This window comes from Streptomyces sp. Mut1, from assembly GCF_030719295.1.
GTDB lineage: Bacteria > Actinomycetota > Actinomycetes > Streptomycetales > Streptomycetaceae > Streptomyces > Streptomyces castrisilvae.
In genome coordinates this window covers 6,162,788-6,188,469 of record NZ_CP120997.1, presented here as the reverse complement: position 1 = coordinate 6,188,469, position 25,682 = coordinate 6,162,788, and the positions used below count along the sequence as shown (strand labels likewise).

Below are 25,682 nucleotides of genomic sequence, written 5' to 3'. Positions count from 1 at the left end.
GTCCGACGGGTCGGTGCGCGTGGTGGGGGCGGTGGGGTCCGACGGGTCGGTGCGCCGGGTGCGTCCCGTGGGCTCGGTGCGCCCGGTGCCTCCCGTGGGCTCCGAGGGCTCGGTGCGGCCGGTGCCTCCGGTGGGCTCGGACGGTCCGGGGGTGTGGCTGGTGTCTCCGGTCCTGGTCATGCGGCTTTCGCCTCCTTCTCGGTCTCGTCGGTCCTGGCCATCGTGAACACGGCCATCTGGGTGGGCGGACCCACCTCGGGGTCGTCCTCACCCACCGGCACGAACTCCACGTCGTACCCGTGCCGGGCTGCCACACCGCCCGCCCAGTCGCGGAATTCGGCCCGGGTCCACTCGAAGCGGTGGTCGCCGTGGCGGGCGTGCCCGGCCGGGAGGGTCTCCCAGCGGACGTTGTACTCGACGTTCGGCGTGGTCACCAGCACGGTGCGGGGGCGCGCCGAACCGAACACTGCGAACTCCAGGGCAGGCAGCCGCGCCAGGTCGAGGTGCTCGATCACCTCACTGAGCACCGCCGCGTCGTACCCCTTGAGCCGCTTGTCCGTGTAGGTGAGCGAACTCTGACGCAGCGCCACCCGGGCGGCCTGCCGCTCCCCCATCCGGTCCAGCTTCAGCCGACGCAAGGCGATGGTCAGGGCACGCATCGAGACGTCCACGCCGACGATCTCCTCGAACCGCGTGTCCTTCAGCAGTGCCTGCACCAACTGCCCCTGCCCGCAGCCGAGGTCGAGCACCCGGCTCGCCCCCGCAGCGGTGAGCGCCGCCAGGATCGCGTCCCGCCGCCGCGCGGCGAGCGGCACCGGCCGCTCCTCGGTGTCGGCACTCTCGTCGACGGCGTTGTCGATGCTCTCGACGTCGAGGTCGTCCGACTCGGCGAGCCTTACCAGCTCCAGCCGCTGCATCGCCTCCCGCGTCAGCCCCCAGCGCCGCGACAGATACCGGCTGGTGATGAGCTTGTGCTCGGGGTGCTCGGCAAGCCACCCCTCACCCGCCCGCAGCAGCTTGTCGACCTCGTCGGGCGCCACCCAGTAGTGCTTGGCGTCATCCAGCACCGGCAGCAGGACGTACAGCTGGCGCAGCGCGTCCGCGAGCCGCAACTCCCCTTCCAGCACCAGCCGTACGTAGCGCGAGTCGCCCCACTCCGGGAACCTCTCGTCCAGCGGTACGGCCACCGCGTCCACCCGCGACCAGCCGAGCGGCCCGAAAAGCTTCCGCACCAGCTCGGCACCACCACGGGCCGGCAGGGCGGGCACCTCGATCCGCAGCTCCATCGGAGCCTCGGCCCTCTCGGGCATCGCCTTGCAGGCACCGCTCAGCGCGGACTTGAAGACGGTGCTCATCGCGACGGACAGCAGCGAGGAGGCCGCGTAGGGGCGGTCGTTGACGTACTGGGCGAGCGCCGCGTCGGGGGCACCGCCCCGGCCCTTGCCCTTGCCCCGCCGCACCAGGGCGACGGGATCCACCTCCAGGAGCAGCGCCGCTGTGCACCGCTCGTCGGACGCCTCGGGGTAGAAGACGTGCGCGGTGCCGTGCGAGGTGGAGAACGCCTGCGCCTTCCCGGGATGCTTGTGCAGCAGGAAGCCGAGATCGGTGGCGGGACGCTCCGGGGTGCCGGTTGTACTGATCGTCAGGAACACGCGTTTGAGTATGGCCGGGTCGGCTGCCTCCCACCAGGGGATTACCCTCCCGCCCCTCCCGCCCCGCCCTCCCCTCCCTCCCCCGCCCCGCCCCCTCCGCCGAGTGCGGTGGCCAGCTCCGCGATGGTCGCCGGGCCGACCCGGCAGCAGCCGCCGACCAGCCGGGCACCGGCCTCCCGCCAGGCAGCGGCCCGGCCGGGGTCGAATGTGGGTCCGCCCGCCCAGCGCCTTGCCTCGGCGTCCCAGCGCTCGCCGCTGTTCGGGTAGACGACGACCGGCTTTCCGGTGGCCTCGGCCGCCGTCCGGACAGCCGCGTCCGCGTCGGCCGGGTCGCAGCAGTTCACCCCGGCCGCGATCACCTGGCCGCACCCCGCGGCCAGGGCGAACGCCTCGTCCAGCGGCTGCCCGGCCCGGGTCCGGCTCCCGGCCACGGTGTAGGAGAGCCAGACCGGCAGCCCGCACTCCCCCGCCACCCGCAGCAGCGCCTCCGCCTCATCCATGTCCGGCACCGTCTCCAGCGCCAGCACGTCGGGCCCCGCGGCGGCCAGCGCCTCGACCCGGGGGCGGTGGAAGCGCTCCAGCTCCCGGACCGTGAGCCCGTAGCGGCCCCGGTACTCCGCGCCGTCCGCCGTCACCGCCCCGTACGGGCCGACCGAGGCCGCCACCCAGACGTCCCGCTCCACCGCACCGGCCGCCCGCCGGGCCAGCTCCACGCTGCGGGCGAAGAGCCCGACCGCCTCCGCGCTCCCGATACCGCGCCGCGCGAACCCCTCGAAGTCCGCCTGATAGCTGGCCGTGATGAGCACCCGCGCACCCGCCCGCACATAGGCCGCGTGCGCCGCCTCGATCTGCTCGGGCCCGTCGGCGAGCAGCCGGGCGGACCACAGCGCGTCGGACAGATCGCAGCCCTGCGCCTCCAGCTGGTTGGAGAGCCCGCCGTCGAGCACGAGGGCCCTGCCCTCGGCGAGGACGGCCCCGAGAGGCCGGGACGGCGCCCCGGCCGCCGGGCCCTGAGCGCGGGCGGGTGACATCGGGGGCTCCTCGCTCAGGTCAGCTGGGACTGGACCTGCGCCGCGATCAGCTCCAGGTGGTCCAGGTCGTCGAGGTCGAGCACCTGAAGGTAGATCCGGGAGGCGCCGATCGACGCGTACCGGCCGATCTTGTCGACCACTTCGGCGGGCGAGCCGGCCAGCCCGTTGGCCTTCAGCTCGGCCACGTCACGGCCGATGACGGCGGCCCTGCGGGCGACCTCCGCGTCGTCCCGGCCGACGCAGACCACCAGTGCGTTGGAGTACACCAGGTCGTCCGCGCGACGGCCCGCCGCCTCGGCCGCCTCCCTGACCCGGCCGAACTGCTTGTCACTGTCCTCCAGGCCGGCGAAGGGGATGTTGAACTCGTCGGCGTACTGGGCGGCGAGCCTCGGCGTGCGCTTCGCGCCGTGTCCTCCGATCAGCACCGGCACCTTGGCCTGCGCCGGCTTGGGGAGCGCGGGCGAGTCCGTCAGCTGGTAGTACGTGCCGTCATAGCTGAACGTCTTGCCGACCTCGGTCGCCCACAGCCCGGTGACGATCGCCAGCTGCTCCTCCAGCCGGCCGAACTTCTCCTTGGGGAACGGGATGCCGTACGCCTTGTGCTCCTCCTCGAACCAGCCGGCTCCCAGGCCCAGTTCGACACGCCCGCCGGACATCTGGTCGACCTGCGCCACCTGGATGGCGAGCACGCCGGGCAGCCGGAACGTACCGGCCGTCATCAGCGTGCCGAGGCGGATCCGCTTGGTCTCCCGCGCCAGCCCGGCCAGGGTGATCCAGGCGTCCGTCGGGCCGGGGAGCCCGTCGCCCTGCCCCATGCGCAGATAGTGGTCGGAGCGGTAGAAGGCGTCGAAGCCGAGGTCCTCGGTGGCCTTGGCGACGGTGAGGAGGGTGTCGTAGCTCGCCCCCTGCTGGGGCTCGGTGAAGATGCGAAGATCCATGCCTCCATCCTGCACCCACTCGCCCCGGTCCCCCTCTTCCGACCCCGCCCGCACGCCGCCGCCCGCCCGGGGCGGGCCGGCTCACTGGATGCCGGTGACCGGGCCCGCCGGGCCGTGGAGCACCCCGTGCGGGCCGTCCCGCTCCCGGCCGCGGTCCCGGCCGTCCTGCCGCTCACGGTCCCGCTCGTCGAGCAGCCGGAGCATGGAGCGCACCCGGTCCGTCGACTCGTCGGCGGCGTCGATCGCCTCCATGCACTGCCAGTACAGACTCTGCTCGTCGGTCTCGCACGCCACCCCGACCAGGGCTATCCCCACCTCCCCCAGCAGCGCGCCCAGACCGGTCAGGGCCTCACGCGGGTCGGCGACCTCGGAGAGGCGGGCCGCTCGGGCGACCCCGGCGCGGGCCGCCGGGTGGTCGAGCGCGCCGCTGCTCCGGCCGCCGATCTCGCTGAGGGCGCGCGCCTCGCCCCGTAACTCCTTGGGGCCGCTCGCGGCCAGCCGGCTGCCGACCGCCTGCGCCAGGGCCTGGGCCTGCCAGGCCTCGGCGATGATGTCCGGCGTGTCCCGGCTCTGGGCCAGGGCCCGCCTGATGACCGCTACCAGCCGCTCCGCTTCCATCGATTGCCCCCGTTCGACGCGAAATCCCGCTCACCACTTCCATTACCCACAGTGAGGGCGGTGGTACCGAAAGGCCAGAGGATTTCGGAAATCTGTGGACACTCAATCGAGTGTGAACAAATCGATCACTCCGAAGAGTGACGATCTTCGCCTATGGCCGGCTCCGGAACCGGAAAACGTCCCTCATTCCGCTCGATCTTGGCCGCCAGCGCCGCCAGCACGTCGATGCCCAGCACTTCGCAGAACTGGAGCAGATACGCCAGCACGTCCGCGACCTCGTCGGCCACCCTGGGCGCGGTCGCCGGGTCCTCCATCACCCGCTCCGACTGCTCGGGCGTCAGCCACTGGAAGATCTCCACGAGTTCCGCGGCCTCGACGCTCAGCGCCGACGCCAGGTTCTTGGGGGTGTGGTACCGCTCCCAGTCGCGTGCGGCCGCGAAGGCGGCGAGCCGTTGCTGGAGGGCACGTACGTCGAGTTCCGTCACGGCGTCAGGTCTACCAGCCGTCCCGGCCGCTCGTCGGACCGGGACGGCACACTCCCGTACGGGCTCCCGCCCCGTACGGGCTGAGGGCGAGGCCTACGCGCCCGGCACCCCCGCCGCCGTGGTGCCCTCGACCTCCATGCCGATGGGCGACAGCAGGAAGACGTTGCGGTCCACCCGGTGCATTCCGCTGCCGAGGCCGAAGACCACACCGCTGGCGAAGTCCAGGATGCGCTTGGCCACATCGCCCTCCGCGCTCGTCAGGTCGAGCAGCACCGGCACCTGGGCGACCAGGTATTCGGCGACCTCGCGGGCGTCGGCGAACACCTGGACCCGCAGCACCACCATGCGCCGCTGCTCGGCGCCCTCCGCCTCGTCGGAGACGGTGCGGTGATCCACCCGGGAGGGCCACTCGTTGCGGCTGCGCAGCGGTACGACCTGGGCCAGCCCCTCCCACTGCTCGTCCGTGACGTCGTACCTGTCGTACCTGCTCACCGGACCACCCCGTCCGCACATCGGTCGGCGTTGTGCCGGTCGCGCTCACTGTTCATCGGGCGATTGTCCCCTCCCTCACCCGTTCGGCCTACGAGCGACACGGCTCAGGAACGGCCGACCCCGCCGGAATCATGTCCGAAGTCCCGCGGTCTCGACGGGCGGGATCACGGACGCGGTGGTGTCGAGCGGGGTGAAGCGGATCGGCAGATGGGCCAGCGCGCGGTGGAACGGGCCCGGCCGCCACAGCAGTTCCTCGGCCGGAACGGCCAGCTCCGCGTCGCACAGGAGGCTGGTGAGCTGTTCGATGGCCGTCATCGCGATGAGCAGGGCGGGCTGCTTGGCGGGGCACCGGTGCGGCCCGACCGACCAGGACAAGTGGGCGCTGGCCCCGGAACGGACCCCGTCGTCGAGGACGGGCGGGGCGGACTGGCCGTTGGCTGCCGCGTAGGAGACCAGGACGAGTTGCCCGGCGCGCAGCCGCACCCCGTGGAACTCGGTGTCGTGGCGAGGGTAGTGGGCCGCCAGGTTGGCGATCGGCGGGTCGCGCCACAGCACCTCGTTGATCGCCTCGTGGGCCGTCATCGCGCCGCCGTGCAGCGATCCCGCGTACCGCTCGTCGGTGAGCATGTGGAGGATCGAGTTGCCGATCAGGTTGGTCATGGGGTCGTTGCCCGCGCTCATCACCAGCGTGATCTGGCGCACCGTCTCGTCGTTGTCGAGCCCCGCGGGGTGGGCGAGGAAGTGCGAGGTCAGGTCGCGGCGCGGCTTCGCGCGCCGGTCGGCGACGAGGCGGGTGACGACGTCGACGAGGTCGGCGTACGCGGCGGCGGCGTCCTCGGCGGAGTTCATCATGCCGGCGATGCCGTCCACGATGCGGTCGCCGTCGTCGGGGTCGGCGCCGAACCAGGTGACGAAGATGTGCATCGGGAGCCGGCGGGCGTACTGGGCGATGAGGTCGCCGCTCCCGGTGGCGGCGAAGCCGCCGATCAGCTGCCGGGCGACCCGGGCGACCTCGGCGCGCAGGACGTGGGGTTCGATCAGGGCCAGGCTGTCGTTGATGGCCTCGCGGTAGCGGGCGTGCACCGCGCCGTCGCTGAACAGCGCGGTGGGGCGGTGGCCGAGCACGGGCAGCACCGGTGAGTCCGGCGGAACGGTCGCCTGCCAGGCGCGTGGGTCCTTACTGAAAGTGTGGGTGTCGCGCAGCAGGTCGACGGCGGCCTGGTAGTCGGTGACGAGCATCGCCTCGATGTCGGGGGCGATGCGTACCGGTGCGAGCGGGCCGTGCTCGCGCAGGGCGCGGTAGTGGCCCTGCGGGTCGGCGGCGAAAGCGGGGCCGAACAGCGCGAGGGGCCTCGGCGGCGGTGCGTACGGGCTCATGAGGCGTCCTCGGGCTGCGGCATGCGGGTCAGCACGTGTTCGGCCAGCGCGATCAGGGCATCGACGCTGCCGCGGCGTTCGCGCGCGTCGCACTGGATGAGCGGGGTCGTGGCGTCCAGGTCGAGGTGTTTGCGCAGGACCTCGTCGCTGTGCGCGGGAGCGTCGGGGAACCGGTTCACCGCGACGGCGTACGGCAGGCCCTGCTCCTCGACCATGTCCATGACGGTGAAGGAGTCGGCGAGCCGCCGGGTGTCGACCAGGACGAGCGCGCCGAGCGCGCCCCGGGCGATGTCCTCCCACAGCGGCAGGAACCGTTCCTGGCCCGGTGTGCCGAACATGTAGAGCACCAGGTCGTCCTGGACGGTCAGGCGTCCGAAGTCGATGGCGACCGTGGTGGTGCTCTTGTCGGGGAGTCCGGCGGTCGAGTCGAACCGCGTGCTGGACTGGGTCATCGCCTCTTCGGTGTGCAGGGTGGCGATCTCCGAGAGCGTACGGATCAGGGTCGTCTTGCCCACGCCGAAGGGACCCGTGACGACGATCTTCATCAGGGTCCGGGCGGCGGCCGGCAGATAGCCGACGCCGGTCCGGTCAGGGCAGGGAGCGGAGTCCAACGAGCAGCCTCTCGACGAGCGACCGGTCGATCTCCCCGGCACTGGGTATCGGCGGTCGGGTGAGCAGAAGTCCGGTGGCCGCGAGATCCGTGGCCAGGAAGAGGGTGGCGCTGACCGGCAGGTCCAGATGGGCCGCGCACTCGACGACGGTGAGCGCGCCCGGTTCCAGCAGGGCGCAGAGTCTGCGCGCCTGCGAACCGGCGTCGTCGGGCACGGCGGCGTCGGTGCGCACGAGGACGGCGAGCCGGTCGAGCGCGGGGCCGGCGGGCCGGGACCGGCCGCCGGTGACCAGATAGGCGGGGATCAGACGGCGTGCTGGGCCGGGGGTCATGGCCGGGCGGCGGTGTCCGATTGGCGGGCGGGTGCGTGCATCGCCCGGGTGAGCGCGGTGACCTGCACCTGCATCTGGTAGGCGATGTCGCCGAGTTTGGCGCCGGGTTCGGCGAACAGGGCGAGTGTCGTGTTGCGCCCCGCCGGTACGACGACGGCGAAGCCCAGGTCCGACTCGACCACCGTCTGGGCCAGTTGCGGGGCCTCGACGTCGGTGAAGGCGGTCGTGAAGGCGCGGGCCGCGGCGTGCAGGGTGGCGGTCATCGCGGCGACCCGTTCGCCGGAGGCCCGGTCGAGGCCGGGCGAGGCGCCTTCGACAAGACCGTCACCGGTGGCGACCACGGCATGCTGGACTCCGGGCAGCTCCAGCAGCGGGGTCAGCACCCATGCGAGGTCACCTGAGGTGGGGCTGGGGGCGCTCACGTCTCGTCGTCTCCTTGGTCGTCCTGGTCATGGGCGCCGGTGTCCGGTGCGGGTTTCCGCCCGGTGACGCTCCTGCCGTTGAGGGTGCCCTGCTGGAGGGCCGCCCAGGAAGCCCCGGCCTGTTCCGGTGTACGGGGCACCTGTCCGGCGGACGGTTCGGTGGCCTTGGCCGGTGCGGGGGTACGGCGCGGCGCGCGTCGGCGCCGGCTGGGCAGCTCGGCGGGCCCGGCGGGCCCGGCGGGGCTCCGCGGCGCCGCGTCGGCGACGGGCCGGGAGGCGGCCGGTTCGGGCTGGGCGGCGGCCGTGACGGGCGTCGGGGCGAGGGCGGAGAGGTCGCGGTCCTCGTCCAGCACGGTGAGCAGGTGGGCGGGGACGCGCAGCATCGTGCGCATCCCGCCGAACGGGGACCCCTCGATGTGGCAGTCGAAGCCGTACTGCACGACGAGCCGGCCGACGACGGCGAAGCCGGTCTGCGGCGGGTCGCCCAGTTCGGTCAGGAGCACCTCGGAGCGGCCGGCGAGCAGGGCGCGGGCCCGCGCCAGCGCGTCCTCGTCCATGCCGATACCGGCGTCGTCCACGACCAGGAACGCGCCTCGGCCGCCGCTCTGCTGGATGGTGACCTGCACATCGGTGTCGGGGTGGGAGTACGCGGTGGCGTTGGCCAGCAGTTCGGCGAGGGCGATGGCGAGGGGTTCGGCGGCGCGGGCGACGAGCGCGAGCCGTTCGTCGCGCAGGTGGTTGGCGACCTTGATCCGTTCGTAGCCGGCGACCCTCGACTGGGCTCCGAGGACGATCTCGACCAGCGGCGAGTTCTGCCGGGCGAGGCCGGGCCAGGCGTCGCAGAGGACGGCGGTGGACTGGGTGCGGCGCAGCGCCAGTTCGTTGCGGAAGTCGAGCTGGAGGATGCGGGGGTCGTCGTACTCGTGCTGGAGTTCGTGCAGGAGTTGCTGGGACTGGTTCAGCAGGGACTGGATCTTGGCCGATGTGCCGCGCATCGCCGCGCGGGCCGCCGCGTCGACGCGTCCGCGCTCCTCCAGGACGGCGGTGCGGGCGGCCTGGACGGCCTCGGTGAGCAGCAGGGCGGCGCCGCCGTCGACCTCGGCCGCCTCGCGCAGTCCGGGGACGGAGGCGCTGGGGTGGGAGAGGGCGAGGACGGTGGCGGGTATCCGTTTGCGCGCGAGCTGTCTGATCTCGTCCAGGAGGGCGGCGGTGCGGGCCTCGGCGGCCTTCGACTGGCGCTCGGCGAGTTCGGCGCGGGTCAGGGCCTGCTGTTCGGAGAGGCCGGCCCGGTACGCGCGCGAGGCCGCCGCCACCGCGACGACGACGGCGATCACTGCCACGATCCATGCCATGCCGTTACCGTGTTTCTGTCGTCGGGGCGGTCCGCCGGCGGGCGCGGTGCGGGACCGCGCGGTCAGCCGGCCGCGCCGGCCGTCTCACTGACCTGCTCCACTTCGTGCGCGACCGTGGCGACGTCGGTCATGACCTGGACCACGCTGGGCCGTTCGGAGCTGTCGAGCTGCCGGTACTCGCTGCCGATGGTCACCACCAGCCGCTCGGGGAGCCCCAGACCGGGGTAGCGGTTCTCGGCGATGACCCGGCGGGCCGCGTCGATGGACGGGACGCCGGCGGCGTGGAAGTGGTGGGCGCGCTCGCGGATGTACGCGAGGTAGCCGATGTGCTCGCGTACCCCGTCCCGGTCCAGTACGGGGCCGTGGCCCGGGACGATGGTCTCGGCGCCGGTGGCGAGGACCTGTTCGCAGGCGCCGATGATGTTGCTCAGCGGGCCTTCCCAGTGGATCGGGTGGTCGCCGGGCTGGTCCGGGGACGAGGAGAAGATGATGTCGCCGCTGAAGACGACGGACTGGGCGGGCAGATGGACCATCAGGTCGCCCGTGGTGTGCGCGGGTGCGAGCGAGGTGATCTGCACGGGGTAGTCGCCCAGGCTCAGTTCGAGCTCGCCCGTGAAGTAGGTGGTCGGGCTGACCGGCTCGGTCCGCGACCAGTCGAAGGGCCCGAAGTGCCGTCCGAGGTAGGCGCCGAGCGGGGTGGACCGGTCGCCGCCGGTCACGAGCGCGTGCTGCTGCTGCGGCGAGGGCTCGTAGTGGATGTGCTCCCTGGCCTCGCGCGTCACGATGATCTCGGCGTCCGGGAGCACCCCCGCGCCCCAGAAGTGGTCGCCGTTGGCGTGCGTGACGATCACCCGGTCGATGGAGACCCCGTCGGGCAGCCGCTTGGCGCTCTCGGCGAGGAACTGGCCGGCGAGGACCGGATCGTACGGGGTGTCGATCCAGAGCGCGCCACGAGGCGAGACCAGTAGGCCGCAGTTGGCGAGCCCCCAGCCACGCTTCGGCGGGAGCCATGCGTACAGGCCCCGGCCCAGGTCAACGACGTCCCCAACCGTGATCGACATGGACGCGATTATGCCGACCGCTTTCCGGCCGCGCGTTCGAACCCTGCTATCTGGACACACGATTGGCGTGAAACAGCCCTTGACTGGCCTCCTGGGGTGCCGGCCGGTGACCGTGCGAGAGCGCGTGAGCCCGCCACCGTACGGAACGTTCCGGGCATTCCGGCGGGAAAGGTAGGGGCCCGACCACATCCGTCACCGACAGGCGACGGGCCGCTGTCAAACCGGGAGGGGCCGATTACCCACCGAGCATGGCCGAAAACAGTCGCCGCAGCTCCTCGGTGGAACCGCCCGGGGCGGCCCTGCGGGGAGCTGCGGCTCGGATGCGGACAGGCCCTAGTACGTCGCGGGCGCGTTCCACTGCTGGTTGGCGCCGCCCGCGCAGTCCCACAGGATCAGCGCGGTGCCGTCCGTCGTGTCACCGCCGGGGATGTCGAGGCAGCGGCCGGACGCCTTGTCGACGAGGGTGCGGGCGCTCGTGCTGTACGTCCACTGCCGGGCCGGGTCCGTGACGGCGCCGCCCTCCCCCGTACCCGCGCAGTCGCGGACCCGTACGGCCGCGCCGTTGCCGGTGCCTTCGGCGGTCAGGCAGTAGTCGGACGGCAGCCTGAGCGTGCCGTCGGCCGCCCGCACCCAGGCCTGGTTCGCCCCGCCCGAGCAGGGGAAGATCCCGGCCACCGCCCCGTCCGTGACGCCGCCGAGGGCGTCCAGGCACTTTCCGGCCCGGCCGGTCACCGCGCCGCGCACCGAGTTGCCGATCGCGAGGTTCTGGACCGTGGAGTCGGCGGCGACATCGGTCCGGGTCATCGACGCGCAGGCGTTGCCACTGTCGGACGTCCCCGAGACCGAGGCGGTGACCGTGCCGCCGTTGCCGGTCGGCACCCCGAACCGGGCGTCGCTGAACGGCTGGTCGTAGCAGGTGGCCCGGGGGTCGTTCCACTCGAAGTACTCGGTCCAGTCGACCATGCCGGTGGGTGAGATGGCGGTGGCCGGGGTCTTGATGGAGCCGAGCTTGTACGCGGCGCCGGCGGCGGTGTCCGTGACGGTGGCGCCGAACCAGCCGTCGCCCTCGGCTGCCACCTCGAACGTGTAGCGGTGGCCGGCGGTCCAGTCGAGGTTCATCCGGCAGCTCATGCCCTCGCCCTCGCCGCCGAAGCCCTGGCACCAGCTGCCCGTGGAGCCGGCCTTCGCCTCGGAGACGTCCCAGACGGAGAACAGGAGCGTCCGCTTCGAACCGCCGTTGGACTGCATCCCGAGATAGGCGCCGTTGCCCTTGTCGAAGCCGAACTGGTGGCTCCAGAAGACGTTGGCCCGGTAGCCGGGGTCGTGCTGGACGGTGGTGGACCAGGTGACGTCGGTCAGGACCGGGGCGCCAAAGAAGGCGTAGTCCGTGTAGGTGCCGGGAGTCGTGCCGGGCTCCGCGGCCTGGGTGGGGGGAGCCGTGCCGAGCAGCGTGAGAGCGGCCGCGGCGACGGTGGCGGTGGTGGTGGCGAACAAGTGGCGCAGTTTCATGCGGTACACCTGCTTCTGGTGGGGGAAGGGGACCCCGGGCCGGGGCCGTGCGGCCCCGGCCCGGTCTTTCCCGGTCAGATCCTCAGGAACGGACCTGGCCGCGTTCGAAGTACGCGACCAGCTCCGGGTCGAGGGCCGGCACCTCGTGGGGCGCACCGCCCTCGCGCAGGGAGCGGGTCGCGAGGACACCGGCGGCGACGCTCATCCGGGCGGCGACCGGGGAGGTGTCGGTGACGCCCCCGTCGCGCGCGAACCGGCAGAACTCCTCCATGATCCGGCCGTCACCGCCGCCGTGGGAGCCCTTGGCCTCGGGGACCCGGTAGGTGATGTCGGCGTCGGCGCGGTAGCCGCTGGGGCCGGTGTTCCAGACCTTGACCTCATCACCGGGGCCGTCGCCGAAGTTCTCCAGGCGGCCCTCGGTGCCGATGACGGTGTAGTTGCGCCAGTAGTCGGGGGTGAAGTGGCACTGCTGGTAGGCGGCCACGACGCCGTTGTCGAGCTGCATGTTCATCACCGAGACGTCCTCGACGTCCACGATGTGGTGCAGGTCCTTGCGAGCGGTGGGCGGCCAGTCGAACTCGCGCAGCCAGTTCTCCGGGCGCGGGGTGTCCGGCTCGCGGCGCGGCAGGCCGCCGTAGACGAGCAGGTCGCCCAGCGCGTTGACGCGCCGCGTGTAGCCGCCCGCCAGCCAGTGCAGGACGTCGATGTCGTGTGCGGCCTTCTGGAGGAGCAGACCGGTGGTCCGGGTCCGGTCGGCGTGCCAGTCCTTGAAGTAGTAGTCCCCGCCGTAGCCGACGAAGTGCCGCACCCAGACGGCCTTGGGCTCACCGATGTCGCCGCGCGCGATGATGTCGCGCATCAGCCTGACGACGCCCATGTGGCGCATGTTGTGGCCGACGTAGAGCCGGGACCCGGTCTCGTACGCGGCGCGCAGGATCGCGTCGCAGCTCTCGACGGTGATGCCGAGGGGCTTCTCCACGAAGACCGCCTTGCCGACCCGCAGGGCGTCTATGGCGATGGCCTCGTGGGTGTCGTCCGGGGTGGCGACGATGATCGCGTCCAGGTCGTCCCGGCCGAGGAGGAGCTTGTAGTCCTCGACCGCGATCCCGGCGCCGAAGCGCTCGGCCTCGCGGCGGCGCACCTCCGGGTCGAGGTCGCAGACGGCGGTGATCGCCGATCCCTTGCCCGGGTGGTGGGCGGACGTCGCGATGGACCGGCGCAGGCCGAGCCCGATGACACCGAGTCGCAGGTCTGACACGGGAGTCCCTTCTGTTGGTGCGGGTCGTGCGGGCGGAGACCACTTACCGGCGCGCGAGGCCTCGAACTCGCTCTGCCATCGTCACAGGTACCTCCAGGGCCGGTGGAGCGAGAGAACGTCCCGCAGACGTGGAGGGCGGCGCGCACGTCGGAAATGCGGCCACAGTCCTTCGCGACGACAGCCACATAGTTCACGACCGTGCGCCCCGATGGCAATAGTTGTTCATTTCACAGAGGCAACGAACATTTTCGGGCAGCATCGTTTCGCGCATCGCGCATGATCCAGCACGCCGGACAGGAGGGGCACACAGCGAACGGCGGGCCGCCGCACACGGTTGTGCGGCGGCCCGCCGTGGGGTGGCGCGCGGGAGGGCTCAGACGGCGATGACCGTGACGCCGGCCTCCGTGAAGCGGGCGGAGGCCTCGGGGGTGATGCCCCGGTCGGTGACCAGGAAGTCGACCAGGGAGAGATCGCAGACCCGGGCGAACGCCCGCTTGCCGATCTTCGACGAGTCGGCCGCGACCACCACGCGCTGGGCCTGCTGGGCGAGCAGCCGGTTGATGCTGGCCTCGCCCTCGTGGTGCACGTAGGCGCCGCGCTCGGTGTCGATGGCGTTGACGCCGAGGACGGCCACGTCCAGCGTGATCTCGCCCAGCACCCCGCTGGCCAGCGGGCCGGTCAGCTCGTACGACTGGGGCCTGGCGACGCCGCCGGTGACCACCATCTTGATCTGCGGCCGGATCACCAGTTCGTTGGCGATGTTGAGGGCGTTGGTCACGACCGTCAGCGTCGGCTGCCCGGCCACCCCGCCCGCGGCCTCGCCCACCAGGTCCGAGCGGACCGCGAGCGAACGGGCGACCTCGGTGATGGTGGTGCCGCCGGTGAGCCCGACCACCTCGCCGACCGCGACCAGTTCGGCGACGGCACGGCCGATGGCCTGCTTCTCGGGAGCGTTGCGGCCGGTCTTGTACCGCAGGGCCAGCTCGTAACTGACGCCGTGGGCGACCGCGCCACCCCTGGTCCGGGTGAGCAGTTGCTGCTCGGCGAGCTGGTCCAGGTCCCGCCGAATGGTCGCCGCCGAGACGTCCAGCGTCTTCGCGGCGTCCTCGACGTCCACGCGGCCGTTCTTACCGACGAGTTCCAGCAGTGCGTTCCAGCGGGAATCCCTGGACAAGAGACTTCTCCTCACAGGTCCGGGCTGCGTGCGCCCATCCCCTTGGGCGCGATCACCGGACAGGGCGCAAGCGTCGCACACGGCTCCGGCGAGTCAAGTCCTCTGCAAAGAGGATGCTTGATAATGCTCGCTCATCGCAGGTAACGTGCGTAAACGAGCATCCCATCACCAGTACGGAGTGCAAAAGTGTCATTTGTCGAGATCGAGATCGCCAGTCAGCCGGAGTGCTGGCGCCGCGCCGCCGAGCTGGCCCCGAGTCACGCGGCCGTGCTGCCCGCGCCCGGCGAGCGCGTCGCCGTGGTCGGCTGCGGCACCTCGTTCTACATGGCTCAGGCATACGCCGCGCTCCGTGAGGAGTCCGGGCAGGGCGAGACCGACGCCTTCGCGGCCTCGGAGTTCCCCGCCCGCCGCCGCTACGACCGGGTCGTTGCGCTCACCCGCTCCGGCACCACGACCGAGGTGCTCGAACTCCTCGGCCGGCTGCGCGGGACCACACCCACGGTGGCCATCACGGCCGACCCCGGGACCCCGGTGATGACCGTCGCGGACGCGGTCGTCGTCCTCGACTTCGCCGACGAACAGTCCGTCGTGCAGACCCGGTTCGCCACCACGCTGCTCACGCTGCTGCGCGCCCACCTCGGCCTGCACACCGACGCGGTGGCCGGCGACGCGGAGAGGGCACTCGCCGAACCGCTGCCGGAAGGCCTGGTGGACTGCACCCAGTTCACCTTCCTCGGGAGCGGCTGGACGGCCGGCCTCGCCAACGAGGCGGCGCTGAAGATGAAGGAGGCCTCGCTCTCCTGGACCGAGTCGTACGCCGCGATGGAGTACCGCCACGGCCCCATCTCCATCGCCACCGACTCCACCGCCACCTGGATGTTCGGCGCCGCCCCCGACGGCCTGCGCGAGCAGCTCCTGGAGACCGGCGCCCGCTGGGTGGAGAGCGACCTGGACCCGCTGGCCGACCTGGTCCGCGTCCAGCGCCTGGCCGTCGCCCGCGCCACCGCCCGCGGCCTCGACCCGGACAGCCCGCGCCACCTGACCCGCTCGGTGGTCCTCGCGGACGCCTGAGCGGCAATCGGCGGCGCTAGCCTCGTGGAACGCACCGCCCGCCTGTCCGCGCCGACCCCGGGCACCGCCCCCGGCTGCCCGAGGTGGCCCCTGGGGCCACCTCGGGCCGCTTCCGGTACGGGGGTTCGCCCGCGGCCGACGCGGCGCTCGGGGCGTCCGCGCGGCCGCACGACCTGGAGGCGCCGCGCGGACCGGGTCAGGGCGTGGCCCGAGCCCGGGTCAGGACTCCTCGAAGTAGGCGTCCAGAACCGCGTCGAAGCCCTCCGTCCACTCCTTGAGGCTGCCGCGGGCCTCCGCCTCGACCTCCGCGTTGAACCAGCGCTTGGTCGACAGGTGGACGGTGACGGTGAACCGGCGGCCGAAACGGGCCGGCTTCAGCTCGACCGCGCCGATCTCGTCCCAGCCGAAGTCGGCCTGCTGGTCGTCGAGCGTGAAACGGACGCCGTCGCGGCCCGCTGAGATCGAGCCGCGCCGGTCGCTCACCTCGAACGAGGGCCCGTCGTCGGCCTCTTCGCCGTCCTCGTCGTTCCCGGCCGCCTCACCGGCCTCGTCGTTCGCGGCCTCCTCGCCGGCGTCGGCCGTCGCTGTCTCCCCGGCCTTCTCGTCGTCCGCCGCCGGCCCGTCGTCGGGCTTCGCGTCGTCGGGCGCCGGCTCCGTGACGGCGTCGGCGGCTGCGGGCTCCCCGGTGCTCTCCGGCTCCTCCTTCTCCGCCGTCGCGGCGGGTCGGGGGACCGTGAGACCGGGGATGTACGCCGGGTCGGTCCCTGCGGCGTACGCGGGCTGAGTGTTCGGATCTATGCGCTGCTCCACGGCGGGCAGTATGGCCGACGAACCTGTACGGGGCCAGTAAGAGCGTGTCGAGGGGCGGGCCGGCCTCGCCCGGCCCGCCCCTCACCCGAAGGCCACCGCACCCGGTATCAGCCGGTGGCGCAGACCTCGTCGCCCAGGGCGAAGTCGTCCGGTGGCGTGTTCCCGCCCGTCAGGGTGCCGGTGAAGCCGAAGCCCGCCGAGGCGCCCGGCGCCACCCTGCCGTTCCAGGAGACGTTGGAGACCGTGACCTTCGTCCCGTCCTGCGTGGGGGTCGCGTTCCACATCTGGCCGACCCGCTGCCCGTCCGGGAACGTCCAGGCCAGCTCCCAGCCGTCCAGCTCCGTGCCGCCGGTGTTGGTGAGGGTCACCTCGGCCTGGAAGCCGCCGGCCCACTCGTTGGTGACCTCGTACGTCACCGAACAGGCGGCGTCACCGGGCGGGTTGCCCGGATCGGTGCCGGGGTCCGTACCCGGATCGGTGCCGGGATCCGTACCGGGGTCCGTGCCCGGGTCCGTGCCGCCTCCGTCGCTGTCCGAGGACTCGCCGTACATGATCCCGCGCCCGTTGGTCGAGACGTACACCCGGCCGTAGACGCGCGGGTCACCGGTGATCGAGGCACCGGTCCAGCCCCACTGGTGCGCGTCGTCGTTGATCCGGGTCCAGTTGGCGCCCGCGTCGGTGGAGCGGAAGATCCCGCGCACCCCGTCGATCTTCGCGGTGACGAAGACCGTCTGGTACGAGGCCCCCGCCGCCGCCTTGCCGAAGCCGACCGAGTCCGCCTCCTCGACGCCGGTCAGTTCCGTGAAGGTCGCCCCCGAGTCGGTGGAGTGCCACAGGCCGTACGCGCCCGTCGCGCTGCCGCCCGCGAGCCACACGTCGCCCTCGGTGCCCGGGACGGCCTGGAAGCGGACGTTGCCCTCGGTGGGCAGGCCGCTCGACGCCTTCGCCGTGAAGGTCGCGCCACCGTCCGTCGAGAGGTAGAAGGTGCCGGCCTTGTACCCGTAGAACTTCTTCGGGTTCTTCCGGTCCGCCTCGACCGCCGCGCCGTCCGGGATGCCGGTGGACGCGGTCCACGAACTCCCGTACCCGGTCGTGTGGTGGACGCCCGTTCCCTCCGGGCTCCATACGAAACCGCCGGCGTCGGCCGCCGCCGCGACGGTGCCGCCGCCGGTCACCCCGGAGGGCTCGGAACCCTGGAACCAGTTGGAGCCGTTGTCCGTGGAGAAGCCGATGTGCGGGGTGTCGTCGGCGCTGCCGACCCGGACGACCGTGTTCGGGCTGGTCCCGGCGAAGTCGATGCTGGTGGTGGAGGTGAGGTTCGGCGAGGTGAACATCATGTCCGGCACGGCGTCGAGATCGGTGTGCCGGAAGCCCCCGATGTCACCGAGCGCGCTGAGCAGCGGCGCCCCGGACGGCGGGCTCGCCAGGTCGTTGACGGCGGTCTCCTCGATCCCCCGCACCATCGGGGTGATCTCGAACCGACTGCCGGCGTCCCAGTTCGTGAGGTTCTCGGTGCCGTAGACCGTCGCGCCGGTGCCGTACATCATCCGGTCCGAGTCGAACGGGTCGATCTCCAGCGCCTCGGTCATCCAGCCCAGCTTGGGCGTGGTCTCCGGCGGCGAGGGATTGGCGCCCCAGGTCAGCCACGGCACCGAGGAGACGTCCTGGGTGAAGCGGTCGGTGCGGTTGGGGTAACTGCTGTAGTCCCAGGCCTGGGTCCAGGTCGACCCGCTGTCCGTGGAGCGGAAGATCTGGGTGTCCGGCCACCAGGAGCTGTACGCGGTCGCCATCACGGTGCCCGGGTGCTGGCGGTCCACGGTCAGCCCGCTGAAGCCGTAGTAGGTGTCGGCCTCGGCGACCGGGCTGACGTCCTTCCATTCGCCTGTCGCGGTGGTGTAGCGCCAGATCTGCCCCTTGGCGCCGTCGTAGGGACCGCCGGTGTCGCTGAGCGTCAGATAGAGGTAGCCGTTCTCGGAGTCCAGTACGCCCTTGTGCGCCAGGTATCCGGTCGGCTGTCCGGCGATCCGCGACCAGGTGGTCCCGCCGTCCGTGGAGCGGTAGACGGTGTTGTCCTTGTCGGCGACCCCGACGTAGATGTCCTGGGTCGCGCCGCCCGCGCCGCCGGTGCGCTCGTCGAACGTCACCCAGACGATGCCCTGGTTGTCGTTGCCGTAGCCGCTGGTGTCGGTCGGGTCCTGGGAGTAGTTCCCCGGGTTGGGGAAGGCCGTCACCTCGGACCAGGTCGCACCGGAGTCGGTGGACCGCCACAGGCCGTTGCCGCTGGGCGCGCCGAGGTACAGCACGGAGTTCTTGTTCGGGTCGACCGCGAGCCGCTCGCCCATGCCCCGGCCCGGCATGTTGCCGCCGAGCTTGAACGGCAGCGTGCTCGCCTTCCAGCTGGCGCCCCGGTCCGACGAGCGCAGCACCGCGCCGTTGGTGGGGTCCCAGTCGTTGGTGTACGTGCCCACGGCGGCGTACACGTTGTCCGGATCGACGGAGTCCGAGGCGAGGCTCACCACCCCGGTCCAGCCCCAGTGGTCCCAGTCCACCCAGTCCAGCAGCGGCGTCCACCGCTTCCCGGACTGGTCCCAGCGGTAGGCACCGCCGATGTCGGTGCGGGCGTAGGCGAGGTTCTTCTCCGACCGGTTGAAGACGATGCCCGGGACGAAGCCTCCGCCGTCGATGCGGACGTTCTTCCAGTCGTACGTGTCCGCCGCGAGGGACACATCGGATGCCTGGGCAGTGGGGGTGGCGTCGCCGGCTCTCGCCGACGCCGGGGCACCGGCGGCGAAGAGCCCGGCGGTGAGCGTGAGTGCTGCCACCAGAGTGGCAAGGGATCTTGCGCGTGAGCGCACGGGAACGTCCTCTCCGAACAGGACCGCCGACAACGGCGGTAAGGGGGTGAACGGATGTGGGAGCGCTCCCATTTCGCGTCCCGATGGTAGCGGCGACGCCCCCTCGGGAGAAGGGCGGGCGCAAAGTTCATCGGATGAATCAATGGGACGTGTGCCGGGCCGCCCGGCACCTTGCGGGGAAACCGCGGGGCGGGCGTACGGAACCGCGCGCCTCGGCCGGCCGCGAACCGCGTACCGGTGCGTCCTCGCCGTGCCGCGCCGTCCGGAGGCGTGACGGCGCGGCACGCCTCCGGCGGAAACGGCCTGCCCGCTCAGTACCAGCCGGAGGAGCCGGGCGGCTCGCAGAGTTCGAGCACCACTTCGCCGGCCTCGGAGGTCCTGCCGCCGACCGGGCGGACCCGGTCGCCGACGTTCACGAGGTGCGGGGCCGCGCCCACGATGCGGCACCGGTAGACGAAGCCCTCGGGGAAGCGGACCAGGGACTCGTTGCGCATCACCCGCGAGTAGCGGTTGACGACGCTGGAACGCACGACGACGCCGTATCCGTCGCTGCGCTCCGATTCGAGGTCGCTCGACGCGCAGACGGGGCACAGGAGTTTGCGGAACGAGGCCGTGCCGCACCACCGGCACACCTGGTAGACCAGCCCCTCGTGGCTGTCCGGCCGCACTGCCTCGCGGGCCGGCGGCCCCACGTCGATTCCGGTACTGAACACGTTCCGCCTCCCGCGCTCGACTCGGCCGCGCCGCACCCTCGGCGATGGCACACCGGCACCGTATGGCACTTAGTTCCATGAAGTAAAGGCACTGAGTGCCGCGAAGAAGTGATGTGGCTCTCTTCGGCCGTCAGGCGGTGCCGAGCGCGGACTCGATGTGCTGGACCACGCGCCACATCGGCGCCCCCTTGCGCGCGACCATGACGATCACCTCGTCCTCGCCCACGGAGGCGGACGGGGCCGGGGCGGTGGTGACGGGGGCGGGTTGTGGCGCCCGGGTGACGGGGCGTCCGTCCGCCTCGCTCCACACCGCGCGCACGAGCTCCAGCGCCCGGTCCACCTCCGCCCCCGCGTCACCCTCGCCGCCCGAACGCAGCCAGGACCGCAGCCCGTTGTTGTGCGCGGCGACGACCGATGCCGCGATCACCTCGGCCCGCAGCGCGGCGTCCGACGGAGCGTCCGGGGCCTCGGCCCAGCGCCGCTCCAGGTAGCCGGCGAGGGTCCGCTCGTAGCGGCGCACCACGGAGAGTTCGTAGGTGCGCAGTCCGGGCACCTCCCGGGTGAGCCGGTAGCGCTGTACGGAGAACTCCGGGTTCTCCGCGTACATCCGCAGCACCAGCCGCGCCGCGTCGCACACCGTGGCGACCGGGTCGTCGTCGCCCGCGGCCGCGAGGAACGCGGTCATGTCCGCGAGGCAGCGCTCGTGATCGGGGAAGACCGCGTCCTCCTTCGAGGGGAAGTAGCGGAAGAACGAGCGCCGCCCCACCCCCGCCCTCGCGACGATGTCGTCCACCGTGGTCCGCTCGAACCCGCGCTCCATGAAGAGCCCGAAGGCCGCCTCGGCGAGCACGTCACGCATGGGGGGCTTCTTGGCCGGTCCGCGGTCTTCGGTCATGCCGGAAACGTAACACCGAAAGCACCCCGCTGACACTGGGTACCTTTACGCAGGGTACTGAGTGCCATAGGATTCCCGCAGGACACCACCAGGTACAGGGAGAGCCGGCGTGAGCTTGAGGATCGTTGTCTGTGTGAAGTACGTGCCCGACGCGACCGGTGACCGGCATTTCGCCGATGACCTGACGTTGGACCGTGAGGATGTCGACGGTCTGCTGTCGGAACTGGACGAGTACGCGGTCGAGCAGGCGTTGCAGATCGCGGACGCGGCGGACGATGCGGAGGTCACCGTGTTGACGGTGGGTCCGGAGGATGCCAAGGACGCGTTGCGCAAGGCGTTGTCGATGGGTGCGGACAGGGCGGTTCACGTCGAGGACGACGATCTGCACGGTTCGGATGTGATCGGTACGTCGCTGGTGCTGGCGAAGGCTGTCGAGGAGACGGGTTACGACCTGGTGATCTCGGGGATGGCGTCGACGGACGGGACGATGGGTGTGGTTCCGGCGCTGCTGGCGGAGCGGCTGGGTGTGCCGCAGGTGACGTTGCTGTCGCAGGTGTCGGTGGAGGGCGGTGTCGTCCGGGGCCGGCGTGATGGTGACAGTGCGTCGGAGGAGCTGGAGGCGTCGTTGCCGGCGGTGGTGTCGGTGACCGATCAGTCCGGTGAGGCCCGGTATCCGTCGTTCAAGGGGATCATGGCGGCGAAGAAGAAGCCGGTGAAGTCCCTGGACCTGGACGACCTGGGTATCGACGCGGACGAGGTGGGTCTGGCGGGTTCCTGGACCGCGGTCGACTCCGCGGCCGAGCGTCCGGCCCGCACCGCGGGCACGATCGTGAAGGACGAGGGCGAGGGCGGCAAGCAGCTGGCCGGGTTCCTGGCCGGTCAGAAGTTCATCTGAGTTCCGTTTCGCTGGTTCGTGGTCGTTGTCGCCGATGTGCAGGAGTGGGGAAGTCTGATGGCTGAGGTTCTCGTCTTTGTCGATCATGTGGACGGTGCGGTCCGCAAGCCGACGCTGGAGCTGTTGACGCTGGCGCGCCGCGTCGGTGAGCCGGTGGCGCTCGCGGTGGGTGCGGGCGCGTCGGACACGGCGGGTGTGCTGGCGGAGCACGGCGCGGTGAAGGTGCTGGTCTCGGAGGCCTCCGAGTACGGCGACTTCCTGGTCGTGCCGAAGGTGGACGCGTTGCAGGCGGCGTACGGGGCGGTGTCGCCGGTGGCGGTGCTGGTTCCGTCCTCGGCCGAGGGCAAGGAGATCGCCGCGCGCCTCGCGGTGCGGATCGGGTCGGGTCTGATCACGGACGCGGTGGATCTGGAGGCGGGTGAGCAGGGCCCGGTGGCGACGCAGTCGGCGTTCGCGGCGTCGTTCACGACGAAGTCGCGGGTATCGCGCGGCACTCCGGTGATCACGGTCAAGCCGAACTCGGCGCCGGTCGAGCCGGCTTCGGCCGCGGGTGCGGTGGAGGAGCTGGCGGTGGAGTTCTCCGCCGGGGCTTCGGGCACCAAGGTCCTCTCCCGCACCCCGCGCGAGTCGACGGGGCGTCCGGAGCTGACGGAGGCCGCGATCGTGGTCTCGGGCGGCCGCGGTGTCAACGGCGCGGAGAACTTCGCGGTCATCGAGGCCCTCGCCGACTCGCTCGGTGCGGCCGTCGGTGCCTCGCGCGCGGCGGTGGACGCCGGCTGGTACCCGCACACCAACCAGGTCGGCCAGACCGGCAAGTCCGTCTCGCCGCAGCTGTACATCGCCTCGGGCATCTCCGGCGCGATCCAGCACCGGGCGGGGATGCAGACCTCGAAGACGATCGTCGCGGTCAACAAGGACTCCGAGGCCCCGATCTTCGACCTCGTGGACTACGGCGTCGTCGGCGACCTCTTCGACGTCGTCCCCCAGCTGACCGAGGAGATCAACACCCGCAAGGGCTGATCCCGCGGGCTCGACCGGCCGGGGCGGTGAACGGGGAAGACCCGCTCACCGCCCCGGCCGCGTCGTATCAGCCGAGCAGTTCCTCCACCAGGTCCGCGGCCCGCCCGGTGCCGCCCTCCGCGCGGGCTTCGTCACGCAGCCGGGCCGAGCGCCGTGCGACCTCCGGGTCGGAGACCAGCGCCGCGAGGGCCTCGCGCAGCGCTTCGGGGGTGGCGTCGTCGGTGTCGATGCGGCGGGCCACACCGAGCTCGACGAGCTTGTCGGCGTTCATGAACTGGTCGACGCCCTGCGGGACGGCGATCATCGGCACCCCGGTGTACAGCCCTTCGGAGCTGCCGCCCATCCCGGCGTGCGTGATGAAGGCGTCGGCCTGGTGCAGGATCGCCAACTGCGGTACCCAGCGGTGCACTTCGACGTTGCCGGGGATGGCGCCCAGCTCCTCCCGGTCGGTGTGGCCGCCGATCTGGAGCACGACGTGCCAGCCGGGCAGGTCGCCGTAGGCCTCCAGGCAGTGGCGGTAGAACCCGGGGCGGTTGGTGTACGCCGACCCCAGCGAGATCAGGAGCACCTTCTCCGCCCCGGCGGGACGGGTCCAGGTCTGCTCGTCGCCGCGCCCGGCGAAGCAGGGGCCGACGAAGGTGACGGTGTCGGTGTCGACGTCGTCGGCGTGCGGCTGCATCGCCCGGGGGATCAGGGCCAGGGCGTGGTCGGGGCGTCCGGGGAAGACGTCCATGTCCGTGGTGGTGGCGCCGCAGCCGGCGAGCCACCGCGTGAACTTCGCCCGGTAGTCGTCGGCGCCGGGCAGCGCCCACAGGTGCGCCGCCACGTCCTTCTCGTAGCTCCGCCACCCGACGAAGGTCGGGGACAGCTGCATGAGGGGGCGGTTCTGCGACTCGGCGAGCGCGCGGGCGGCGTACGCGCCGATGTCGTAGAGGTAGAGGTCCGCCGGGTCCCGGTCGTAGACGGCGCGCAGCTGCGGCAGGGCGCGGATGCCTTCGTCGAGGAAGAGGTCCATCGCGGCGATGGGGTCGTCGGGCCAGTTGTTGTCGGCCACCGGGAGCCCGGAGTCGTACGGGACGAAGGTGGCGCCGGTGGCCTCGATGCGCTCGGCCATCACCGGATCGTTGGCGTAGGTGACGCGGTGGCCGCGGGCCACCAGTTCGCGGATGACCTCGATGCTCGGCAGGACATGGCTCACGGCGGGGATACCGACCATGGCGATATGGGCACGGCGACGGGACATGAGGAATCACTCGTTTCAGCTCTGCGGCGGAAGTGGATACGGCAGACCGGCGCGTCGGCCACCCCGGCGGGGGCCGGGCCGTGGGCGCGCGTATGCGGTGTGCCGGACGGGGTCGGGGGCCTGCCCCGTCCGCGTCAGCCGTAGAGCTGGCAGATGTTCATGGTGCGAGCCTAACCTCCGTCCGGCCCGCACGCACGGTGTTTTTCCCGTGCGCGCGTGGGCGTCGTACAGGCCGGCGAACGTCTCGCGGTCGCCCTCCCGCAGGCGTCGGCGCAGGCTGCCCGCGTCTTCGGTGTGTGTCACATCTTGTACCTCTCCGCGGGAAGCGGAGGGTTCCCGTGACCTGGCGCACACCCAGCCGGGTGGGCTCCGCCCCCACGGTCCCACCGAGGTGCGCGCACGTCCGCGCCCGCACTCCGGTGCGGGCCGGGGTGCGGGCGCGGACAGGGGTGGTGTCAGGGCTGGATCGGCATCGACCAGCAGTTGGAGGAGGCCGGCTTGCCCGAGAGGCGGTCGGTCATCCAGGAGATGGCGTCCCCCTGGTCGGTGATGAGCGGGACCAGGTGGTTGGTGAGGATCTTGTCGCCCAGGTTGGGCAGGATGACGGCGTCGTAGGTGACGTTGGCGCCCTTGCCGCACCAGTCCACGGCCAGTTGACGTGCCTGACGGTGCGGGACTATGTCGTCCTGGATGCCGGTCGCCAGCCGCACGGGGCCGGCGGGCTTCAGGGCGCCGATGCGCTGCTTGTCGAGGGCGGCCTGCGCCTTGGGCTCGGCGGCGATGATGTCGCCGAGCGACTTGCCGGTGGTGGTCCACTTGCTGCTCTTCGCGAAGCCGTAGCCGAGGATCGCGTCGCCCACGCACATGGTCGACGCGTCCTTCAGCGCGGCCCGCCCGGCGTCGTTGATGTTGGCCTCGACGACGTCGCGCAGGTCGGGGTCGGCCTGCGCGAAGCCGTTGATCGACCAGGCGAGGGCGCCGGCCAGGGCGCTGCCGTCGATGCCCTTCATGACCGCGGTCAGGTCGGCCGGCGGCGCCCCGGAGTACGTACCGGCGAGGTTGACGTCCGGGGCGTACGAGGGCTGGAGTTCGGCGGCCGCCGCGCTGGCCCCGCCGCCCTGGCTGTAGCCGTACAGCCCGGTACGGGACTCGGGCGTCAGCGAGGTGCCGGGGAGCGCGTGCGCGGCGCGGGCCGCGTCGAGCAGCGCGTGGCCCTCGTCCACCCGGTTGACGTAGGTGTGCAGGCGGTCGGTGGCGCCGAGGCCCACGTAGTCGGTGACGACGACGGAGACGCCCGCGGACAGGAGCCGGTAGACGGCGAGGATCTCGTAGCCGACCGACACGGTGTCACCGGTCAGGGTGAGCGGGTTCTGGAGCGCCAGCGAGGGCGCGCACTGGTCGCCCTGGCCCATGGTGCCCGAGCCCAGTGCCACCAGCGGGCGCGGGCCGCTGCCCTTCCAGGCGGCGGAGGGTTCGATGTAGGCGCCGGTCACGGCGACCGGCTCCCCGTTCGAGTCGGTCGACCGGTACATCAGGCGGGTGGCCGTGCCCGGCATCGGGCGGCCGTCGAGGCCGGGCAGGCTCGCGCCGAGCGGCAGCGGCTCCTGGCGGATCAGCGCCCCGTTGGCGGCGGGCAGTTCGGTGGGCGGGTTGTAGAAGACGGGGATGGTCACGCCCCGGGAGACGACGGGTTCGGTTCCGTCCGTGGCGGACGCGGGCGCGGCGTACGCGGCTACGCAGGCCGCCGCGGTCACGGCGACGGCCGCCGCGCGCAGGGCGCCGGGGCGCCGGCGGCGGGTGGGGGTCAAGGGGACGGTGGAACGGCTGTCCTTGCGGCTCACAGCTCACTCCTCGCTCTGCTCCGAAATA

General features: G+C 72.0%; 24 protein-coding genes. 3 read left to right on the top strand and 21 right to left on the bottom strand.

The genetic code is table 11. The features are described from left to right. Nucleotides 1-176: 176 nt before the first annotated feature. From P8A18_RS26985 to P8A18_RS26915, 15 genes are all read right to left on the bottom strand, one after another. Nucleotides 177-1,652, bottom strand: a complete 1,476-nt coding sequence (locus tag P8A18_RS26985) for a 3' terminal RNA ribose 2'-O-methyltransferase Hen1 (protein WP_306058530.1) — start codon at nt 1,650-1,652, stop codon at nt 177-179. Between the two features lie 41 nt (nt 1,653-1,693). Next, the gene (gene mmuM / locus P8A18_RS26980) at nt 1,694-2,683 is read right to left on the bottom strand and encodes a homocysteine S-methyltransferase (RefSeq protein WP_306058527.1); all 990 of its coding nucleotides are present in this window, start codon (nt 2,681-2,683) and stop codon (nt 1,694-1,696) included. A 14-nt stretch (nt 2,684-2,697) separates the two neighbouring features. After that, nucleotides 2,698-3,621, bottom strand: coding sequence for an LLM class F420-dependent oxidoreductase (locus P8A18_RS26975; protein WP_306058525.1), 924 nt, complete (start codon nt 3,619-3,621; stop codon nt 2,698-2,700). Nucleotides 3,622-3,702: 81 nt separating this feature from the next. Beyond that, the gene (locus tag P8A18_RS26970; protein WP_306058523.1) at nt 3,703-4,239 is read right to left on the bottom strand and encodes a DUF6099 family protein; all 537 of its coding nucleotides are present in this window, start codon (nt 4,237-4,239) and stop codon (nt 3,703-3,705) included. Nucleotides 4,240-4,364: 125 nt separating this feature from the next. Further along, nucleotides 4,365-4,724 (bottom strand): nucleotide pyrophosphohydrolase, encoded by a 360-nt coding sequence (locus tag P8A18_RS26965; protein ID WP_306058521.1) that lies wholly within the window; start codon nt 4,722-4,724, stop codon nt 4,365-4,367. 93 nt (nt 4,725-4,817) lie between these two features. After that, nucleotides 4,818-5,237, bottom strand: coding sequence for a cell division protein SepF (locus P8A18_RS26960; protein ID WP_306058519.1), 420 nt, complete (start codon nt 5,235-5,237; stop codon nt 4,818-4,820). A 108-nt stretch (nt 5,238-5,345) separates the two neighbouring features. Continuing rightward, nucleotides 5,346-6,593 carry a cytochrome P450 family protein gene (locus tag P8A18_RS26955; RefSeq protein WP_306058517.1) on the bottom strand — a complete coding sequence of 416 codons (1,248 nt, stop codon included), beginning with the start codon at nt 6,591-6,593 and terminating at the stop codon, nt 5,346-5,348. Continuing rightward, nucleotides 6,590-7,204, bottom strand: coding sequence for a GTP-binding protein (locus P8A18_RS26950; protein WP_306058515.1), 615 nt, complete (start codon nt 7,202-7,204; stop codon nt 6,590-6,592). Before P8A18_RS26950 ends, P8A18_RS26955 begins: the two co-directional genes overlap by 4 nt. Continuing rightward, nucleotides 7,182-7,535, bottom strand: coding sequence for a DUF742 domain-containing protein (locus P8A18_RS26945; RefSeq protein ID WP_306058513.1), 354 nt, complete (start codon nt 7,533-7,535; stop codon nt 7,182-7,184). The genes P8A18_RS26950 and P8A18_RS26945 overlap by 23 nt, the downstream gene beginning before the upstream one ends. After that, the gene (locus tag P8A18_RS26940) at nt 7,532-7,957 is read right to left on the bottom strand and encodes a roadblock/LC7 domain-containing protein (protein ID WP_018553398.1); all 426 of its coding nucleotides are present in this window, start codon (nt 7,955-7,957) and stop codon (nt 7,532-7,534) included. The genes P8A18_RS26945 and P8A18_RS26940 overlap by 4 nt, the downstream gene beginning before the upstream one ends. Further along, a complete protein-coding gene (locus P8A18_RS26935) occupies nt 7,954-9,309 on the bottom strand; it encodes an ATP-binding protein (RefSeq protein ID WP_306058511.1) in 1,356 nt (451 codons plus the stop codon). The genes P8A18_RS26940 and P8A18_RS26935 overlap by 4 nt, the downstream gene beginning before the upstream one ends. Nucleotides 9,310-9,371: 62 nt before the next feature. Next, on the bottom strand, nt 9,372-10,370 hold the full coding sequence (locus P8A18_RS26930) for an MBL fold metallo-hydrolase (protein WP_306058509.1): 999 nt from the start codon (nt 10,368-10,370) through the stop codon (nt 9,372-9,374). Between the two features lie 333 nt (nt 10,371-10,703). Beyond that, on the bottom strand, nt 10,704-11,879 hold the full coding sequence (locus P8A18_RS26925) for an RICIN domain-containing protein (RefSeq protein WP_306058507.1): 1,176 nt from the start codon (nt 11,877-11,879) through the stop codon (nt 10,704-10,706). A gap of 82 nt (nt 11,880-11,961) precedes the next feature. Next, entirely contained in the window at nt 11,962-13,137 is a 1,176-nt protein-coding gene (locus tag P8A18_RS26920; protein ID WP_306058505.1) for a Gfo/Idh/MocA family protein, read from the bottom strand. Nucleotides 13,138-13,510: 373 nt separating this feature from the next. Beyond that, complete coding sequence (locus P8A18_RS26915) at nt 13,511-14,311, bottom strand: DeoR/GlpR family DNA-binding transcription regulator (RefSeq protein ID WP_306058504.1); 801 nt, start codon at nt 14,309-14,311, stop codon at nt 13,511-13,513. A gap of 186 nt (nt 14,312-14,497) precedes the next feature. Here P8A18_RS26915 and P8A18_RS26910 point away from each other — a divergent pair, with 186 nt between their 5' ends. Beyond that, entirely contained in the window at nt 14,498-15,382 is an 885-nt protein-coding gene (locus tag P8A18_RS26910) for an SIS domain-containing protein (protein WP_306058502.1), read from the top strand. Between the two features lie 219 nt (nt 15,383-15,601). Here P8A18_RS26910 and P8A18_RS26905 read toward each other — a convergent pair whose 3' ends face one another. From P8A18_RS26905 to P8A18_RS26890, 4 genes are all read right to left on the bottom strand, one after another. Continuing rightward, entirely contained in the window at nt 15,602-16,192 is a 591-nt protein-coding gene (locus P8A18_RS26905) for a hypothetical protein (protein ID WP_306058500.1), read from the bottom strand. A gap of 107 nt (nt 16,193-16,299) precedes the next feature. Further along, nucleotides 16,300-19,047, bottom strand: coding sequence for a cellulose binding domain-containing protein (locus tag P8A18_RS26900; protein WP_371933718.1), 2,748 nt, complete (start codon nt 19,045-19,047; stop codon nt 16,300-16,302). 311 nt (nt 19,048-19,358) lie between these two features. Continuing rightward, entirely contained in the window at nt 19,359-19,760 is a 402-nt protein-coding gene (locus P8A18_RS26895) for a Zn-ribbon domain-containing OB-fold protein (RefSeq protein ID WP_306058497.1), read from the bottom strand. Nucleotides 19,761-19,890: 130 nt separating this feature from the next. Next, nucleotides 19,891-20,655, bottom strand: a complete 765-nt coding sequence (locus P8A18_RS26890) for a TetR family transcriptional regulator (RefSeq protein ID WP_306058495.1) — start codon at nt 20,653-20,655, stop codon at nt 19,891-19,893. Nucleotides 20,656-20,764: 109 nt separating this feature from the next. Between P8A18_RS26890 and P8A18_RS26885 the strand changes: the two genes are divergently transcribed. Both P8A18_RS26885 and P8A18_RS26880 read left to right on the top strand, forming a co-directional pair. After that, nucleotides 20,765-21,550: an electron transfer flavoprotein subunit beta/FixA family protein gene (locus P8A18_RS26885; RefSeq protein ID WP_306051231.1), complete on the top strand. Its 786-nt coding sequence runs from the start codon at nt 20,765-20,767 to the stop codon at nt 21,548-21,550. A 57-nt stretch (nt 21,551-21,607) separates the two neighbouring features. Then, entirely contained in the window at nt 21,608-22,570 is a 963-nt protein-coding gene (locus P8A18_RS26880; protein ID WP_306058491.1) for an electron transfer flavoprotein subunit alpha/FixB family protein, read from the top strand. Nucleotides 22,571-22,637: 67 nt separating this feature from the next. Here the strand turns inward: P8A18_RS26880 and P8A18_RS26875 are convergent, their stop codons facing one another. Then, nucleotides 22,638-23,813 (bottom strand): macrolide family glycosyltransferase, encoded by a 1,176-nt coding sequence (locus P8A18_RS26875; RefSeq protein ID WP_306058488.1) that lies wholly within the window; start codon nt 23,811-23,813, stop codon nt 22,638-22,640. A gap of 455 nt (nt 23,814-24,268) precedes the next feature. Then, the gene (locus P8A18_RS26870) at nt 24,269-25,654 is read right to left on the bottom strand and encodes a lipase family protein (RefSeq protein ID WP_306058486.1); all 1,386 of its coding nucleotides are present in this window, start codon (nt 25,652-25,654) and stop codon (nt 24,269-24,271) included. Between the last annotated feature and the right edge of the window lie 28 nt (nt 25,655-25,682).